Source organism: Brevundimonas pondensis, assembly GCF_017487345.1.
In the GTDB taxonomy this organism is placed as follows: Bacteria; Pseudomonadota; Alphaproteobacteria; order Caulobacterales; family Caulobacteraceae; genus Brevundimonas; species Brevundimonas pondensis.
In genome coordinates, this window is record NZ_CP062006.1 from 2,010,061 (window position 1) to 2,023,568 (window position 13,508).

At 66.5% G+C, this 13,508-nt stretch carries 15 protein-coding genes and 3 tRNA genes; 6 read left to right on the top strand and 12 right to left on the bottom strand.

Annotated features, from left to right (window positions below):
- Positions 1-39: 39 nt before the first annotated feature.
- Complete coding sequence (locus IFE19_RS10040; protein ID WP_207821936.1) at positions 40-744, top strand: polysaccharide biosynthesis/export family protein; 705 nt, start codon at positions 40-42, stop codon at positions 742-744.
- A 15-nt stretch (positions 745-759) separates the two neighbouring features.
- Here the strand turns inward: IFE19_RS10040 and IFE19_RS18115 are convergent, their stop codons facing one another.
- The 8 genes from IFE19_RS18115 to IFE19_RS10080 form a co-directional block, all read right to left on the bottom strand.
- Positions 760-1,470 (bottom strand): CatB-related O-acetyltransferase, encoded by a 711-nt coding sequence (locus IFE19_RS18115; protein WP_404822117.1) that lies wholly within the window; start codon positions 1,468-1,470, stop codon positions 760-762.
- Positions 1,471-1,532: 62 nt separating this feature from the next.
- Positions 1,533-1,609, bottom strand: a tRNA-Pro gene (locus tag IFE19_RS10050).
- A 67-nt stretch (positions 1,610-1,676) separates the two neighbouring features.
- Positions 1,677-2,153, bottom strand: a complete 477-nt coding sequence (locus IFE19_RS10055; protein WP_207821938.1) for a DUF192 domain-containing protein — start codon at positions 2,151-2,153, stop codon at positions 1,677-1,679.
- A 28-nt stretch (positions 2,154-2,181) separates the two neighbouring features.
- Positions 2,182-2,727 (bottom strand): cold-shock protein, encoded by a 546-nt coding sequence (locus IFE19_RS10060; protein ID WP_225910235.1) that lies wholly within the window; start codon positions 2,725-2,727, stop codon positions 2,182-2,184.
- A gap of 163 nt (positions 2,728-2,890) precedes the next feature.
- Positions 2,891-2,965: transfer RNA gene (locus IFE19_RS10065), tRNA-Glu, on the bottom strand.
- Positions 2,966-3,125: 160 nt separating this feature from the next.
- A tRNA-Glu gene (locus tag IFE19_RS10070) sits at positions 3,126-3,200 on the bottom strand.
- Positions 3,201-3,307: 107 nt separating this feature from the next.
- Positions 3,308-5,110 (bottom strand): single-stranded-DNA-specific exonuclease RecJ, encoded by a 1,803-nt coding sequence (gene recJ, locus IFE19_RS10075; protein WP_207821940.1) that lies wholly within the window; start codon positions 5,108-5,110, stop codon positions 3,308-3,310.
- A gap of 76 nt (positions 5,111-5,186) precedes the next feature.
- On the bottom strand, positions 5,187-5,636 hold the full coding sequence (locus IFE19_RS10080) for a hypothetical protein (protein ID WP_225910236.1): 450 nt from the start codon (positions 5,634-5,636) through the stop codon (positions 5,187-5,189).
- 79 nt (positions 5,637-5,715) lie between these two features.
- On the opposite strand from IFE19_RS10080, the gene phaC reads away from it, so the two are divergent.
- Together phaC and IFE19_RS10090 are read left to right on the top strand one after the other, a co-directional pair.
- Entirely contained in the window at positions 5,716-7,677 is a 1,962-nt protein-coding gene (gene phaC, locus IFE19_RS10085) for a class I poly(R)-hydroxyalkanoic acid synthase (protein ID WP_207821944.1), read from the top strand.
- Positions 7,674-8,051, top strand: coding sequence for a hypothetical protein (locus IFE19_RS10090; RefSeq protein ID WP_207821946.1), 378 nt, complete (start codon positions 7,674-7,676; stop codon positions 8,049-8,051). The genes phaC and IFE19_RS10090 overlap by 4 nt, the downstream gene beginning before the upstream one ends.
- Before the next feature lie 17 nt (positions 8,052-8,068).
- Here IFE19_RS10090 and argC read toward each other — a convergent pair whose 3' ends face one another.
- The 3 genes from argC to rplM all read right to left on the bottom strand — a co-directional run bounded on the left by argC (position 8,069) and on the right by rplM (position 10,059).
- The gene (gene argC / locus IFE19_RS10095) at positions 8,069-9,004 is read right to left on the bottom strand and encodes an N-acetyl-gamma-glutamyl-phosphate reductase (RefSeq protein ID WP_207821948.1); all 936 of its coding nucleotides are present in this window, start codon (positions 9,002-9,004) and stop codon (positions 8,069-8,071) included.
- 87 nt (positions 9,005-9,091) lie between these two features.
- Positions 9,092-9,580 carry a 30S ribosomal protein S9 gene (gene rpsI, locus IFE19_RS10100; protein ID WP_207821952.1) on the bottom strand — a complete coding sequence of 163 codons (489 nt, stop codon included), beginning with the start codon at positions 9,578-9,580 and terminating at the stop codon, positions 9,092-9,094.
- Positions 9,581-9,582: 2 nt separating this feature from the next.
- Positions 9,583-10,059, bottom strand: a complete 477-nt coding sequence (gene rplM, locus IFE19_RS10105; RefSeq protein WP_207821954.1) for a 50S ribosomal protein L13 — start codon at positions 10,057-10,059, stop codon at positions 9,583-9,585.
- A gap of 394 nt (positions 10,060-10,453) precedes the next feature.
- Here rplM and IFE19_RS10110 point away from each other — a divergent pair, with 394 nt between their 5' ends.
- Positions 10,454-11,875 carry an alkaline phosphatase PhoX gene (locus tag IFE19_RS10110; RefSeq protein WP_207821956.1) on the top strand — a complete coding sequence of 474 codons (1,422 nt, stop codon included), beginning with the start codon at positions 10,454-10,456 and terminating at the stop codon, positions 11,873-11,875.
- Here the strand turns inward: IFE19_RS10110 and IFE19_RS10115 are convergent.
- Entirely contained in the window at positions 11,844-12,911 is a 1,068-nt protein-coding gene (locus IFE19_RS10115) for a COX15/CtaA family protein (RefSeq protein WP_207821958.1), read from the bottom strand. The genes IFE19_RS10110 and IFE19_RS10115 overlap by 32 nt on opposite strands.
- A gap of 131 nt (positions 12,912-13,042) precedes the next feature.
- On the opposite strand from IFE19_RS10115, the gene IFE19_RS10120 reads away from it, so the two are divergent.
- The gene (locus IFE19_RS10120; protein ID WP_207821960.1) at positions 13,043-13,297 is read left to right on the top strand and encodes a transglycosylase; all 255 of its coding nucleotides are present in this window, start codon (positions 13,043-13,045) and stop codon (positions 13,295-13,297) included.
- On the top strand, positions 13,297-13,500 hold the full coding sequence (locus IFE19_RS10125) for a DUF2842 domain-containing protein (protein ID WP_207821961.1): 204 nt from the start codon (positions 13,297-13,299) through the stop codon (positions 13,498-13,500). Before IFE19_RS10120 ends, IFE19_RS10125 begins: the two co-directional genes overlap by 1 nt.
- Positions 13,501-13,508 lie beyond the last annotated feature (8 nt).

Sequence of the window (13,508 nt, forward strand, 5' to 3'; positions counted from 1 at the left end):
TTCACCGTCATTCGAAAACGATTGCTGTTCGCCGCGCCCATGACCCCTGACCGCCGCCTTATCCTGATGGGCCTGGCCGCCGGCCTGGCGGGCTGCGCCAGCGGCCGCGGGTCCATAGCCCCGGCCTCGCCGCCAACGTCTGGCCTGGACTTCGCCGAGTGGACGGATGTCGCACCCGAGTACCTTCTCTTCCCGGGCGACGAGATCGAGATCGCCACCCCGACCGCGCCCGAATTGACACGACAGCTGAAGATCGGACCGGACGGCCGCGTCTCCCTGCCTCTGGTGGGCCATGTCATGGCCGCAGACCGCACCCTGGCCGAGCTGGAGGCCGATGTCGCCGAGGGCTACGCTCCCTATCTGCGCCGCCCCGAAACCGAGGTCACCCTGCGTCTGGCCGGGCCGCTCAAGGTCTGGGTCGACGGCGAGGTGCGCAATCCGGGCGTCTTCGACATGCCCGGCGATATTGACGCCTACCAGGCCGTTGTCATGGCTGGCGGCTACCTGCCCTCGGCCCGGTCCAGTCAGGCCGCCCTGATCCGGCGCGGGCCGGGCGGCGTGCGCATGCTGCGGGTACTGGATCTCAGCCCACGCCGCGCCGCGCCGGTCCTGATGCGTCGCGGCGACATCATCTTCGTGCCGCGCAGCACCCTGGGTGAACTGGCCGCCTTCTTCACCCAGTTCCGCGCAGCCCTGCCCATCGGCTTCAGCTACGCCCTGAATGGCGGCTACGCCTCGACCTGACGACGTGGCAGGTCGTCAGGCTGGCCGCACAGTGGCGGCTCTGGGCTGGAACTCCCACTCTTCACCTGACGCCCGAATCCGCGCCACCTCATCCAGCATCGCCTTGACGTCGGAATAATCCATTCCCTTCAGCAAGGTCGGCTTGACCCGCCACCATTCCGAAGCCAGCAATCGCGCCACTGTCTCTTCGTCGAACCGTTTGCGGATCGGTCTTGCCGGCACCCCGCCGACAATGGCGTACGGCTCCACATCCCGCGTGACGACGGCGCCTGCCGCGATGATTGCGCCGTGGCCAATGGTAACGCCCGCCATGATGACTGCACGGCTGCCTATCCAGACGTCATTGCCAATAACGACCAGAGCCTCGACAGCGTCAAACGTCTTCGTCTGGGCGGCGTAGAACTCATTGGTCAGGGGCGTGCCGACCCACCGGTTCTTTCGGTAGAAGAACGTGCTGGTGGACAACCAGTCCGTCGGATGCTGGCCGGCGCCGATCAGTATCTCTTGTCCCAGCGAGCAATATCGTCCGATCGAAGCCGTCGAATAGACCTCGCATCCACGTCCCGTATAGGTGAAAGCACCGATGGATTTCACCATCAGGACGCCGCCCTCGCCGATCTGGGAATGCTCCTCCATCCTCACGCTCCAGTGCAGCGTAAGGCCGGACGACGGCGGCAGGTCGATGTTCAGTTTTCTTTTCAGCAGCGACTGTTCTGGAAGATACATGTCACGTTGCTAGCGCGTCACCGTCCTCACGGTCCAGCCATGACCGACGACAGCTAAATCCATGGTCGGGGCGAGAGGATTCGAACCTCCGACCCTCTGGTCCCAAACCAGATGCGCTACCAGGCTGCGCTACACCCCGAACCGATGGAGCGCCCTATTGGCACGGGCGGCGGCGCACCGCAACGCATTGAAGGGCTTAATCTCCCCTAGGGGCGAAAGAAGCTGTGGCGAATCTGGTCACCGGGTTCGGCGCCGATCTCGCCCGCGCGGCCGGCGCGTAGTTCCAGTACGCCATTGGCGGCGCCGTTGGACGGCAGGGGCGTCTCCGAATAGGGCGTGGCGTGGCTGGCGATCGAGACAATCCGTCCCTGCGGATCAATGTAGATGATGTCCAGCGAACTGGGGGTGTTCTTCATCCAGAAGCTCTGCTCGCGCGCCGCCGGAAACTGAAACAGCATGCCCCGGTCGTCCTCAAGCGGCGGACGATACATCAGCCCACGCTCGCGTTCGGCGTCGTCATCGGCGATCTCGACCAGGAACCTGTGCTCACCCGAAGCCGTGACGATGCTCAGCGACTCCAGCGGCCGCCCTGCAGCGTCAACCGGACCCTCCTTGGCGCAGCCAGACTCCAGGCCCGCGACGAGCAGAACCGCCCCCAGCAGCACGCGACGTGAGAACTCCATGGCCTTCGCCCCTCAACAAGGGCGAAACCTACTCGCCCGGCCTGATCTCGGCCACCACCATGCCCTTGGGCCCATCGGCGAACCGCACCTGTACCGTTTCGCCCGGAATCAGATCATCCAGCCCGCAACGGCGCAGCGTTTCAACATGGACGAAGATATCGCCCGCCGCACCGTCGCGCACCACGAAACCATAGCCCTTGGTACGATTGAACCATTTGACGACCGCGGCCTCCAGCGGACCGTCTGTGGGCATGCTGAAGGCGGTGCGCGGAGATGGCGCGCGCGGCGAGTCACGACGCACGGAAACCGGCACCCCTTCGCCCAGATCAATGACGCGCACAACCTGCCAGCCTTTTGGACGGCGCGCGCACTCACAGGTGATGGCGGCCCCCTCCGCGGCGGCCTCATGCCCGCCGTCACGCAGGCTGCTGACGTGCAACAGCACATCCTTGAGCTCGGTCATGTCCGGCTCGTCAGGGACAATAAAGCCGTAGCCCTTGCCCGGATCGAACCATTTCACCCGGCCGGCGATCAGAACGACATCCGGCGCTTCAATCTCGTCGTAGTCCGACAACTCACAAACCCCCGCCTGCAAAGCGTGCAGAGACTATGATTAACACGGTTCTGTGAACTGCGGAAAAACAAAAATGACGGTTTTAAGCCCTGCGTGGCGCGATGATCCGCGCGCGAAACCAGCTACGCGCCGGCCAACATATCAGTAGGGGGAAAACTCCGCGTGGCAGTCCCTAGGGGAGTCGAACCCCTCTTTTCAGGTTGAAAACCTGACGTCCTAACCGATAGACGAAGGGACCGCTGCGCGGAGGAGCGGTCTGATACCCCCCGCCCTCGGACGATGCAAGTCTGTTTTTCAACTTTCCGAACAAAGACTTCGCAACAGCGCAGCACACGGCGAAGCGCCGCCCTGACGAGGCGGATGCAGGCTGTCGATGTCAGGGAAAGAATGGCTCCGCGTGGCAGTCCCTAGGGGAGTCGAACCCCTCTTTTCAGGTTGAAAACCTGACGTCCTAACCGATAGACGAAGGGACCGCTGCGCGGAGGACCGGGGTAATAGCCGCCGATTCCGCCGCTTGCAAGCGGTTGCTGCGCAGTTTGTGCGACTTTTTCAAAGACCTGCGCTCGGCAACGCCAAAACCTCAGGCCATGCGCGGGTCAGCCACGTCCTCGATCTCGAACTGCACCCCGCGACGACCGTTCCAGTCATCGGCTTTCAGCCGCCCGACCAGGTTCAACCCGCCCTGCCCCTCCAGCAGCGCCTTGCCGCCGGGCAGGTCAGCGCAGCGCCAGGCGATGGCCCGCACCGACGCCCCGTCCGGCCCAACCAGACGGCACCGCACATGACCGCCGTTCATGGCGACCGGCTCGCGCGCCTGCACCCCTTGCAGGGCGAACAGGGGCTCGGGGTTGGCCGGGCCATAGGGCGCCAACTGCTCAAAGGCCTCGAACAGGTCGCGCGTCGCCGCGCGCGGATCGATCAGGGCGTCCACCTCGACCCAGTCCTGGGCCACGGCCTCGGCCCGCTCGCCCGACAGGCGCTCATTGAGGAAGGCCCGCAACTCGTCGATGCGGTCGGCCGCCACCGTCAGGCCAGCCGCCATAGCGTGCCCGCCCCCGGCGATCAGCACGCCCTCGTTCCAGGCCGCCTGCACGGCGCGCCCCAGATTCATGCCCGGCTGCGACCGGCCCGACCCCTTGCCCACGCCGTTGACGGCGTCGACGCCGATGACGATGACCGGCTTCCTCCAGCGTTCGCGCAGCCGTCCCGCCACGATGCCGACCACGCCGGGGTGCCAGTCCTCGCCCGAGACCACGACCAGGGCCGACTCGTCCGCGTGCGCGCCCGTCGCCTCGACGCGGCGCACGGCCTGCTCCGTCACCTGGGCCTCGACCTCGCGCCGGGCGATGTTCAGCCCATCCAGTTCCTGCGCCAGCATCCTGGCCTCGTCGGGATCGTCGGTGGACAGCAGGCGCGCCCCCAGATCCGACTTGCCGATCCGCCCCCCGGCATTGATGCGCGGCCCCAGGATGAAGCCCGCGTGGTTGGACTTGGCCGGTCCTGGCTCCGCCCCGGCGGCGGCCAGCAGGGCCTTCAGCCCCGGATTTTTCCAGTCCGACATGACCTTCAGGCCCAGGCTGGTCAGGGCCCGGTTGAAGCCGGTCAGGCCGGTCACGTCGCAGATCGCGCCCATGGCGGCCAGATCCAGCCACTGGCGGATGTCCGGCTCTGCCTTGCCCTCGAACAGGCCCCTCGCCCGCGCCTCGCGGTTCAGCGCCGCCAGCAAGACGAAGACCACCCCCGCCGCCGCCAAATTGCCCTGCCCCGAGTTACAGCCGGGCCGGTTCGGATTGACCACGGCCAGACAGGCCGGCGGCTCCTCGCGCATCATGTGATGATCGATGACCACGACCTTCAGGCCGATCGCGGCGGCGTGGGCCACCGCCTCATTGGCCGCCGCCCCGCAATCGACAGTGATGACCAGATCGGCGCCGCGCGCCTTCAGCGTGTCAAAGGCCCGCGCGCTGGGGCCGTAACCCTCAGTCAGACGATCCGGCACATAGATGGGCAGCTCCGCGCCCAAGGTCCTGAACCAGCGCACCAGCAGGGCCGCGCTGGAGGCGCCGTCCACATCATAGTCGGCGAAGACGTGGATGCTGCTGCCCGCCTGCAGGGCGTCGATGATGGCGGTCGCCGCCGTGTCCATGTCCATGAAGCTGGAGGGATCGGGGAACAGGGCCCGCAGCGTCGGCCTCAGGAAGTTTTCGCCCTGATCCGCCGCCACAGCGCGCGCCGCCAGGGCGCGAGCCATCGGCTCGTCCAGATTCAGGGCCTGCATATGGGCGCGGATCGTCCCGGCCTCGGCCGGGCGCTGCCGCCAGGCGCGGCCCGACAGCGAGCGCGAGACGTCGAGGAAGGCGGGACTGTTTCCACCGTCAGCCATGAGGAATCCTTGTCAGCCCGGCCATCATTCCGGGATTCTGTCGCCCCGACGACTTGGGTGCGCGACAGGGCCTTCGTTAGGGGCGCGGGCGGTCGATCGGCGCGGGCGCGGCGGCGCGGCGACGCAGAGCCTCGGCGAAGGCCTCGACCTCGTCCGGCGTCTGGGCGCCGATGGGGGCCATGCGCGCGGGATCAAAGCGGCGATTGATCGATTCGACGAAGGCCGACGGATCACTGCCCAGGGTCCAGTCGATACCCGCCACCTGGGTCGCCAATGCGCCGCTGTCGGCGCTCAGCGCATTGACGTTCGCCGCCACCTGGACCGGCGGCGGCACGTCAGTCGGCGTGGCCGGAAAATCGGCCCAGCGCGGGTACTCGCGCTTGGCGTCCACCAGTTCCTGAATACGCGGCGCCAGCGGCGATGTGGCGTCCGTCTGCGGGTCGAACGACCCCACGCAGCCGCCCGTCAGCAACAGCAGACCGGTCATCGCCGGCAGGATCGTCTTTTTCGACAGGAACACGTTCATCTCACCCCCGGTCATATGCCATCATCGCGCCCGGAGGAAGGCTCGCGACCCGACGCGCGCCCGTTCCGGAGGTTCGCCCATGGCCAAACGCCCGACCAAGGCTCCCCCTGCCCCGCTGCCCGCCGCGGCGGCCCCGCGCAAGTCAGGTCGTCCGACCTCGGCCAAACCTCGCGCCAGGAAGGCCGCGACGCCACCCGAATCGCCCGCCGAAACCGTCGCGCAGCCGCAAACACCCCCGCCGCCTCAGCCCGAGGCCGCCGATCCCTTCGCCTTCGGCGCTGATCAACGGCAGTTGCTGGAAACCCTGTCGCTGAACCTGGCCAAGGCGGCCATGACAGCCCAGTCCGCCATCGCCGAGGCGGCCCTGAGCCAGGCCGACCGCCCCGCCGCCCTGTCGCCCGACCCGTTCAACGTGGCCCCGGCCATGACCTCGATCATGACCAGTCTGGCCGCCCGCCCCGAAAAGCTGTTCCAGGCCCAGGCCGACCTGTTCGGCCGCTACATGGACCTGTGGTCCTCGACCGCCCGCCGCGCCATGGGCGAAGAGGTCGCCCCAGCCCCCTCGACCGACAAGCGCTTCCGCGACCCTGCCTGGAGCGAGAACCCCGTCTTCGACGTCATGCGCCAGTCCTATCTGGTCACCTCCGACTGGATGAACGGTCTGGTGTCCAGCGTTGACGACGTCGATCCCCAGGTGAAGCGCCGTGCAGAGTTCTTCACCAGACTGCTCACCGACGCCTTCTCGCCGTCCAACTTCCTCGCCTCCAACCCTGCGGCCCTAAAGGCCCTGGCTGAAACCGGCGGCGAGTCCCTGGTCAAGGGAATGCAAAACTTCGCCGCCGATCTGGAACGCGGAAACGGCAAGCTGAAGATCAGCCAGGCCGACTATGGTCAGTTCAAGGTCGGCGAGAACGTCGCCACCGCCCCCGGTCAGGTGGTCTGGCGCGACGAATTGTTCGAACTGATCCAGTTCGACGCCGCGACCGACACGCAACGCGCCATTCCGCTGCTGATCTTCCCGCCGTGGATCAACAAGTTCTACATCATGGACCTGCAGCCGGCGAACTCGCTGATCCGCTGGCTGTCGGCCCAGGGCTTCACCGTCTTCGTCTGCTCCTGGGTCAATCCGGACCAGGACAAGGCCGAGTTCGGCTTCGACGAATATCTGAACAAGGGCGTCTATCGCGCCATCGAAAAGACGCTGGAGCAGACCGGTCAGAAGCAACTGAACGCCGTCGGCTATTGCATCGGCGGCACTCTGCTGGGCGCGGCTCTGGCCCACATGGCCGCGAACAAGGACAAGCGCGTCGCCTCGGCCACATTCTTCGCCGCCCAGCACGACTTCGCCGAGGCCGGCGACCTGCTGCTGTTCACCGACGAGCACTGGCTGGCCGAGATCGAGCAGCAGATGGACGCCGCCGGCGGGGTCCTGCCCGGCGCCGCCATGGCCGACACCTTCAACGCCCTGCGCGCCAACGACCTGATCTGGTCCTTCTTCGTGTCCAACTATCTGATGGGCAAGGCGCCGCCGGCCTTCGACCTGCTGTTCTGGAACGCCGACCAGACGCGAATGCCCAAGCGCCTGCACCTCGAATACCTGCGCCGCATGTACGGCCAGAACGCCTTGGCCAGGGGCCAGTTCGAGATCGACGGCCGACGCATCGACCTGTCCACCGTTCAGACCCCGCTCTACTTCCTGGCCAGCCGCGAAGACCACATCGCACCCCGCAACTCGGTCTATCGCTCGGCGCGTCTGTTCGGGGGTCCGGTGACCTATACCCTGGCCGGATCGGGCCACATCGCCGGGGTGATCAACCCGCCTGCCGCCAACAAATACCAGCACTGGACCAACCCCGCCCTTCCCGAGACGCTCGAGGAATGGCAAGCCGGGGCTGAACAGCAGCCCGGCAGCTGGTGGACTCACTGGGCCGCCTGGCTACATGAAAAATCGGGCGACCAGATCGCCGCCCGCGACCCGAAGACCGGCCCGCTGAAGCCCATCGAGCCTGCGCCCGGCGCCTATGTGAAAGTGAAGTCTTGAAGCGTATCGAACCCAACCTGCTGCTGGCCCTGGCCACCGCCGTCCCGCTCGCCCTTCTGGTCGCCACCGCCAGCCTGTTCGGCGAACCCGGCAACACCTTGAAATATGTCCTGCTGGCCGTTGTCTGCACGGTTCTGTTCGTTGTCTTCAACGGCGTGATGGCCAGGCGCGCCGGCGTTCAGCGCCCGCCGATGATCCACGCCGAAACCGCCTCGACGGCCGTCTGGGCCAGCCTCTTCCCGCTGGTGCTGATCTTCGCCGCCGCCGCTCCAGTCTTCTTCCCCGGCCATGACTACGGCCTGCTGGTCATCATCGGCGCCGTCTGGTTCGGCGTGACGGTGCAGTCAGCCCTGCGGGCGCGTCAGGCGGGCTGAGCCGCCCGACGTCTGCGTCAGACCAGGCCCGTCGCCTCGTCCAGGCCCAGCATGATGTTCAGGTTCTGAACCGCCGCGCCCGACGCGCCCTTGCCCAGGTTGTCGAGCATGGCGACCAGACGCGCCTGCTCGCCACCGCGATCGCCAAAGACGTGCAGACGCATCCGGTTGGTGCCGTTCAGGGCTTCCGGCTCGATGCCCGTCATCGCCTCGGTCTCGTCCAGATCGGCGACCTCGACGAAACGCTGACCGTCATAGGCCTCAAGCAAGGCGCCGTGCAGCCGTTCGACCGAGGGCGTCTCAGGCAGGGCCGACAGGTGCAGCGGAACCTCGACCAGCATTCCCTGACGGTAATTGCCCACGGCGGGCGCAAACAGGACGGGCAGCGTCAGGCCCGTATGCAGGGTCATCTCCGGCACATGCTTGTGCTTCAGCGTCAGGCCATAGGCGCGATAGGCAGTCGACGCGCCTTCAGCTTCAAACTCGGCTATCATGGCCTTGCCGCCGCCGGAATAGCCCGACACCGCATTGACGGTGACCGGATGGCTGGCCGGGACCAGCCCTGCCCTCACCAGCGGCCGCATCAGACCGATGAAGCCCGTCGGATAGCAGCCCGGGTTCGACACCCGCGTCGAGGCGGCGATGGCCGCGCGCTGACCCGCATCCATCTCGGCGAAGCCATAGGTCCAGGCCGGATCGACCCGGAACGCCGTCGAGGCGTCGATCACCCGCACGCTCGGGTTCTCGATCATCGACACGGCTTCCTTCGCCGCATCATCGGGCAGGCACAGGATCACCGCGTCCGCGCTGTTCAGCGCCTCGCGCCGCGCCGCGACGTCGCGCCGACGCTCGCCCAGCAGGGTCAGCTCCAGATCCTTGCGCGCCTCCAGACGCTCGCGGATTTCCAGCCCCGTGGTGCCGGCCTCGCCGTCGATGAAGATGGTGTGGGTCATGCCACTGCTCTCGCCCCAAGTTCAGACAGAAAAAAGGCGCTCCGGGTTTCCCCGAAGCGCCCTTGTATTCCCACTCGCGGTCGCGAGTTAGCGCTTCGAGAACTGGAAGCTGCGGCGTGCCTTGGCGCGGCCGTACTTCTTACGCTCGACGACGCGGCTGTCGCGGGTCAGGAAGCCGTGCGGCTTCAGGACCTTGCGCAGTTCCGGCTCAAAGTGAGTCAGAGCGTGCGACAGGCCGTGACGGATGGCGCCGGCTTGACCCGACAGACCCGAACCTTCGACGGTGCAGATCACGTCGTATTGCGTGGCGCGGTCCGAAACGGTCAGCGGTTGAGCGATCATCATGCGCAGCACGGGACGAGCGAAGTAAACTTCCTGGTCCTTGCCGTTGATGGTGATCTTGCCGGTGCCCGGCTTGACCCAGACGCGAGCGATCGCGTTCTTGCGCTTGCCGGTCGAGTAGGCGCGGCCCTGGGCGTCCAGCTTCTGGACATAGACCGGAGCGTCGTTCTCGACCGAGGCGGTCAGGCCCTTCAGGGCGTCGAAGCCGGTGGCTTCAGCAGTCACGTCGGTCATGCTCAGACGCTCCGGGTGTTCTTGGCCGACATCGACTTGAAGTCGATGGTCTGCGGCTGTTGGGCTTCGTGGTCGTGCGCAGCGCCGGCGAACAGGCGCAGGTGCGTCATCTGCTTGCGAGCCAGCGGGCTTTCCTTCGGCAGCATGCGCTCGACGGCCTTCTCGAGCACGCGCTCGGGGAAGCGACCGCCCAGGACCTTCTCCGGGGTCGTCTGCTTGACGCCGCCCGGGTGACCGGTGTGGCGATAGTAGATCTTGTCGGTGTTCTTCTTGCCGGTGAACACCACCTTGTCGACGTTGGTGACGACGACGTAGTCGCCCATGTCAACGTGCGGGGTGTAGGTCGGCAGGTGCTTGCCGCGCAGACGGTTGGCGATGAAGGTCGCGAGGCGGCCCACCACGACGCCTTCGGCGTCGATGTGAATCCACTTCTTTTCGACCTCTGCCGGCTTCATCGAAGCCGTAGTGCTCTTCAGCATATTGAGGGTCCTAAAGACGAACGGTGCGGCCCACCCCGAAGCAGGGATGAGCGGAAGGCGTGCTGATAGAGGGTCATCCACAGCAGGTCAACACCGGTTCGCGACCAGGATTTATATCAAAATATTGATTTAAAACGATTTATTATAAACGGTATTAAAATACCCAACACATCTACCTCGCTCATCCTGGCGAAGGCCGGGATCCAGATTGCAAGGCGCGCCACCTTCGTATCGCCACGCCCTCCTCCCCGGTCGCTGACGCGGCCCCCTTCCCCATGGAGGGCAGGAAGAATCGTCATCCGTCCAAATCGTCGCAGCCACGCAACCGTCACAGCTTCGTATCGCCCCTGTCGTCCGCACGCGGTCTAAGCTCGCCCTTCAAACGGAGTCCCTCATGCGCCTGCAACGCCGCCAGCTGATCTCGACCGGAGCCGCCGCCTTCGCCTTTGCCGGCTTCGCCCGAAACGTCCACGCCCAAGGACGCGATCTGGGCGCTGGCGAGGAGACCTACGTCAATCAGGTCGAGGGCTATGGCCCGCTGAAGGCCGACCCCAACGGCCTGCTCGATCTACCCGAGGGCTTCACCTATCAGGTCATCTCCCAGAGCGGCGAGACGATGGACGACGGCCTGCTGGTCCCCGGCCAGCCCGACGGCATGGGCTGTTTCGCGCTGAGCCCCACCACGGTCGCCCTGGTGCGCAACCACGAACTGAAGGGCGGGCGGGCGCTTCACCGCAACATGGGCCCCGGCGGCTTCCATCATGAACGCCTCGGCCTGCTGGACGCGTCGAAAGCCTACGACACCTACAAGGATGGTCGCCCCCTGCCTGGCGGCACGACGACCCTGATCTATGATCTCGAAACCCGCAAAACGGTGCGTCAGCACCTGTCGCTGGCCGGCACCTCGACCAACTGCTGCGGCGGCCACACCCCCTGGGGCAGTTGGCTGACCTGCGAGGAAACGGTCGAGACGCCCGCCGACGCCGATGTGGCCAAGGCTCACGGCTGGGTCTTCGAGGTGCCCGCCGACGCGACCGGCCTGGTCGACCCTGTGCCGCTGAAGGCCATGGGCCGCTTCGACCACGAGGCCGTCTGCATCGACCCGCGCACCGGCATCGCCTATCTGACCGAGGATCAGGGCGACGGCCTCTTCTACCGCTTCATCCCCACGGTTCCAGGCCAGCTGGCGCGTGGCGGACGACTGCAGGCCATGGCCTTCAAGGGCCAACCAGGCGCCGACAGCGCCAACCACGACGCCCGCGTCTGGTCCGTCAACGACTGGCGCGAGGTCGAATGGATCGATCTGGACGACGTGGAGTCGCCCAAGGACGACCTGCGCAAACGCGGCCACGCGGCGGGCGCCGTGAAGGTGGCGCGCGGCGAAGGCATCTTCTGGGGCGACAATGAACTCTATCTGACCGCCACCTCGGGCGGGCCGCTGCGTCGGGGCCAGATCATGCGCTACGTCCCCTCGCCCGACGAGGGCGGCGCGGACGAGGCCCGCTCGCCGGGCCGAATCCAGTTGTTCGTGGAAAGCACCGACCTACGCACCATGAACATGGGCGACAACCTGTGCATCGCGCCCTGGGGCCACCTGATCGTCTGCGAGGACAATTATTCCGACGAGGTGCGCAACCACATCAAGGGCGTGACCCCCGACGGTCGCGTCTACACCATCGCTCGTAACGTCTTCACCGGGAACTCGGAGTTCGCCGGGGCCGTGTTCTCGCCGGACGGCAGCGTCCTGTTCGTGAACATCATGTACCCCGGTCTGACCTTCGCGATCAGAGGACCGTGGAACGCGGTCCGCTCATGAACAGACGCGGGCGCGAGCGGCGAACCAACCACAGGTTGACCGTCGCCGCGCCCAGCACCAGAGCCGCGACCGCCTGGTGCAAGGCGCCGAGGGCGATCGGCACGGCGTGCATCAGCGTCACGACGCCCAGCGCCGCCTGAAGCCAGAGCAAGCCCGCCAGCATGAAGGCCGAAACGCCTAGACCCTCGGCCAGTCGCCAGCGCCAGGCATGGATGGCGTAGGCCGTGCCCGCCGCCAGCAGGACATAGGCGCCGATGCGGTGATTGAACTGCACCAGGCCCTGATCATGCAGGAAGGCGATCGCCCCCTTGCCCCACTCAACCGGCGGGAAGACCGCCCCGTTCATCATCGGCCAGTCGGTATAGACAAAGCCCGCCTTGGCCCCGGCCACCAGACCGCCGAGCAGGCACTGAAGGAAGATAGCGCCCAGCAGCAGCCCGGCGCCCCAGGTCCAGCCGCGCGGCGACCGCGAATGGTCGGACCCCGACCAGGCTTCCAACCCGGTCCAGATCAGGCCCGCGAAGATCAGGAAGGCCAGGCCCAGGTGGGTCGCCAGCCGCTCGGGGGCCACGTCGACGCGCTCCGACAGGCCGCTGGACACCATCCACCAGCCGATCAGGCCCTGAAGCCCGCCCAGCGCCAGCAGAATCAGGCAGCGCCCGATCAGACGCCTGGGCATCCGCCGCATCAGCAGGAAGACGACAAAGGGAACCGCGAAGACCACGCCGATCAGACGCCCGAACAGACGGTGCAGCCATTCCCACCAGAAGATGCCCTGGAACTCGCCCAGGCTCATGCCGGCGTTGACCTGAGCGTACTGCGGGATGGCTTTATATTTCTCGAAGGCTTCGGCCCACTCGGCCGCGTTCAGCGGCGGGATGGCGCCCATGATGGGCTTCCACTCAGTGATCGACAGGCCCGAGCCCGTCAGGCGCGTCACGCCGCCGATGACCACCATGGCGAAGACCATGGCCGCGCTGAAGAACAGCCACAGCGCCACCGCGCGGCTGCGATCCTGATTCACAAAACGGTTCATTCGACGCCTGCCGTTCGCCCCGATACACTGTCGCCAAACCCACCGGGCGACCGGGGCGGTATGCCCCCCCAGCGCGGCAAGATCGAGTCGCTTTCGACGCCAAGGCGTCGCACCAACCTGAAGGAGCGCCCGTGGCGCCATATGCGGATATCGCCATCGCCGTCGTCGGCGCTCTGGTTCTGGCGTGGATCGCCGACCTGCTGACGGGCCGTCGCGGCCTGGGCGGGACCATTCTGGTCGCCGCCGTGGGCGCAGGTTGCGGGGCCTTCCTGGCCATTCGCGTCTTCGCCGTGGCCACGCTGGACGACTGGACCTGGGTCGTCTGGTCGATGGTCGCCGCCGTCATCTGCCTGGTCGCCTTCTTCCTGTTCCGGAGCAAGCGCTGATGGGCGCCCGGAGCCGCCGTTTCGTCGCCGCCATCGGCGTCGTGCTGTTTCTGGCCTTCTGGGTCTGGGGTGCGGTGACGATCAACGACCGTCTGCCGGACATCTGGTGGCTGGACCTGATCTTCTTCGCCGTCGCCGGCATCGGCTGGGGCCTGCCCCTGATTCCCTTGTTGCGCTGGGCCGAACGCGAACCCGGACTCTAGACCGTCCA

Coding starts and splice junctions, on each gene's coding strand:
- IFE19_RS10040 (WP_207821936.1), top strand. CDS start 40: ATGACCCCTGACCGCCGCCTTATCCTGATGGGCCTGGCCGCCGGCCTG.
- IFE19_RS18115 (WP_404822117.1), bottom strand. CDS start 1,470: ATGTATCTTCCAGAACAGTCGCTGCTGAAAAGAAAACTGAACATCGAC.
- IFE19_RS10055 (WP_207821938.1), bottom strand. CDS start 2,153: ATGGAGTTCTCACGTCGCGTGCTGCTGGGGGCGGTTCTGCTCGTCGCG.
- recJ (WP_207821940.1), bottom strand. CDS start 5,110: ATGGCTGACGGTGGAAACAGTCCCGCCTTCCTCGACGTCTCGCGCTCG.
- IFE19_RS10080 (WP_225910236.1), bottom strand. CDS start 5,636: ATGAACGTGTTCCTGTCGAAAAAGACGATCCTGCCGGCGATGACCGGT.
- phaC (WP_207821944.1), top strand. CDS start 5,716: ATGGCCAAACGCCCGACCAAGGCTCCCCCTGCCCCGCTGCCCGCCGCG.
- argC (WP_207821948.1), bottom strand. CDS start 9,004: ATGACCCACACCATCTTCATCGACGGCGAGGCCGGCACCACGGGGCTG.
- rpsI (WP_207821952.1), bottom strand. CDS start 9,580: ATGACCGACGTGACTGCTGAAGCCACCGGCTTCGACGCCCTGAAGGGC.
- rplM (WP_207821954.1), bottom strand. CDS start 10,059: ATGCTGAAGAGCACTACGGCTTCGATGAAGCCGGCAGAGGTCGAAAAG.
- IFE19_RS10110 (WP_207821956.1), top strand. CDS start 10,454: ATGCGCCTGCAACGCCGCCAGCTGATCTCGACCGGAGCCGCCGCCTTC.
- IFE19_RS10115 (WP_207821958.1), bottom strand. CDS start 12,911: ATGAACCGTTTTGTGAATCAGGATCGCAGCCGCGCGGTGGCGCTGTGG.
- IFE19_RS10125 (WP_207821961.1), top strand. CDS start 13,297: ATGGGCGCCCGGAGCCGCCGTTTCGTCGCCGCCATCGGCGTCGTGCTG.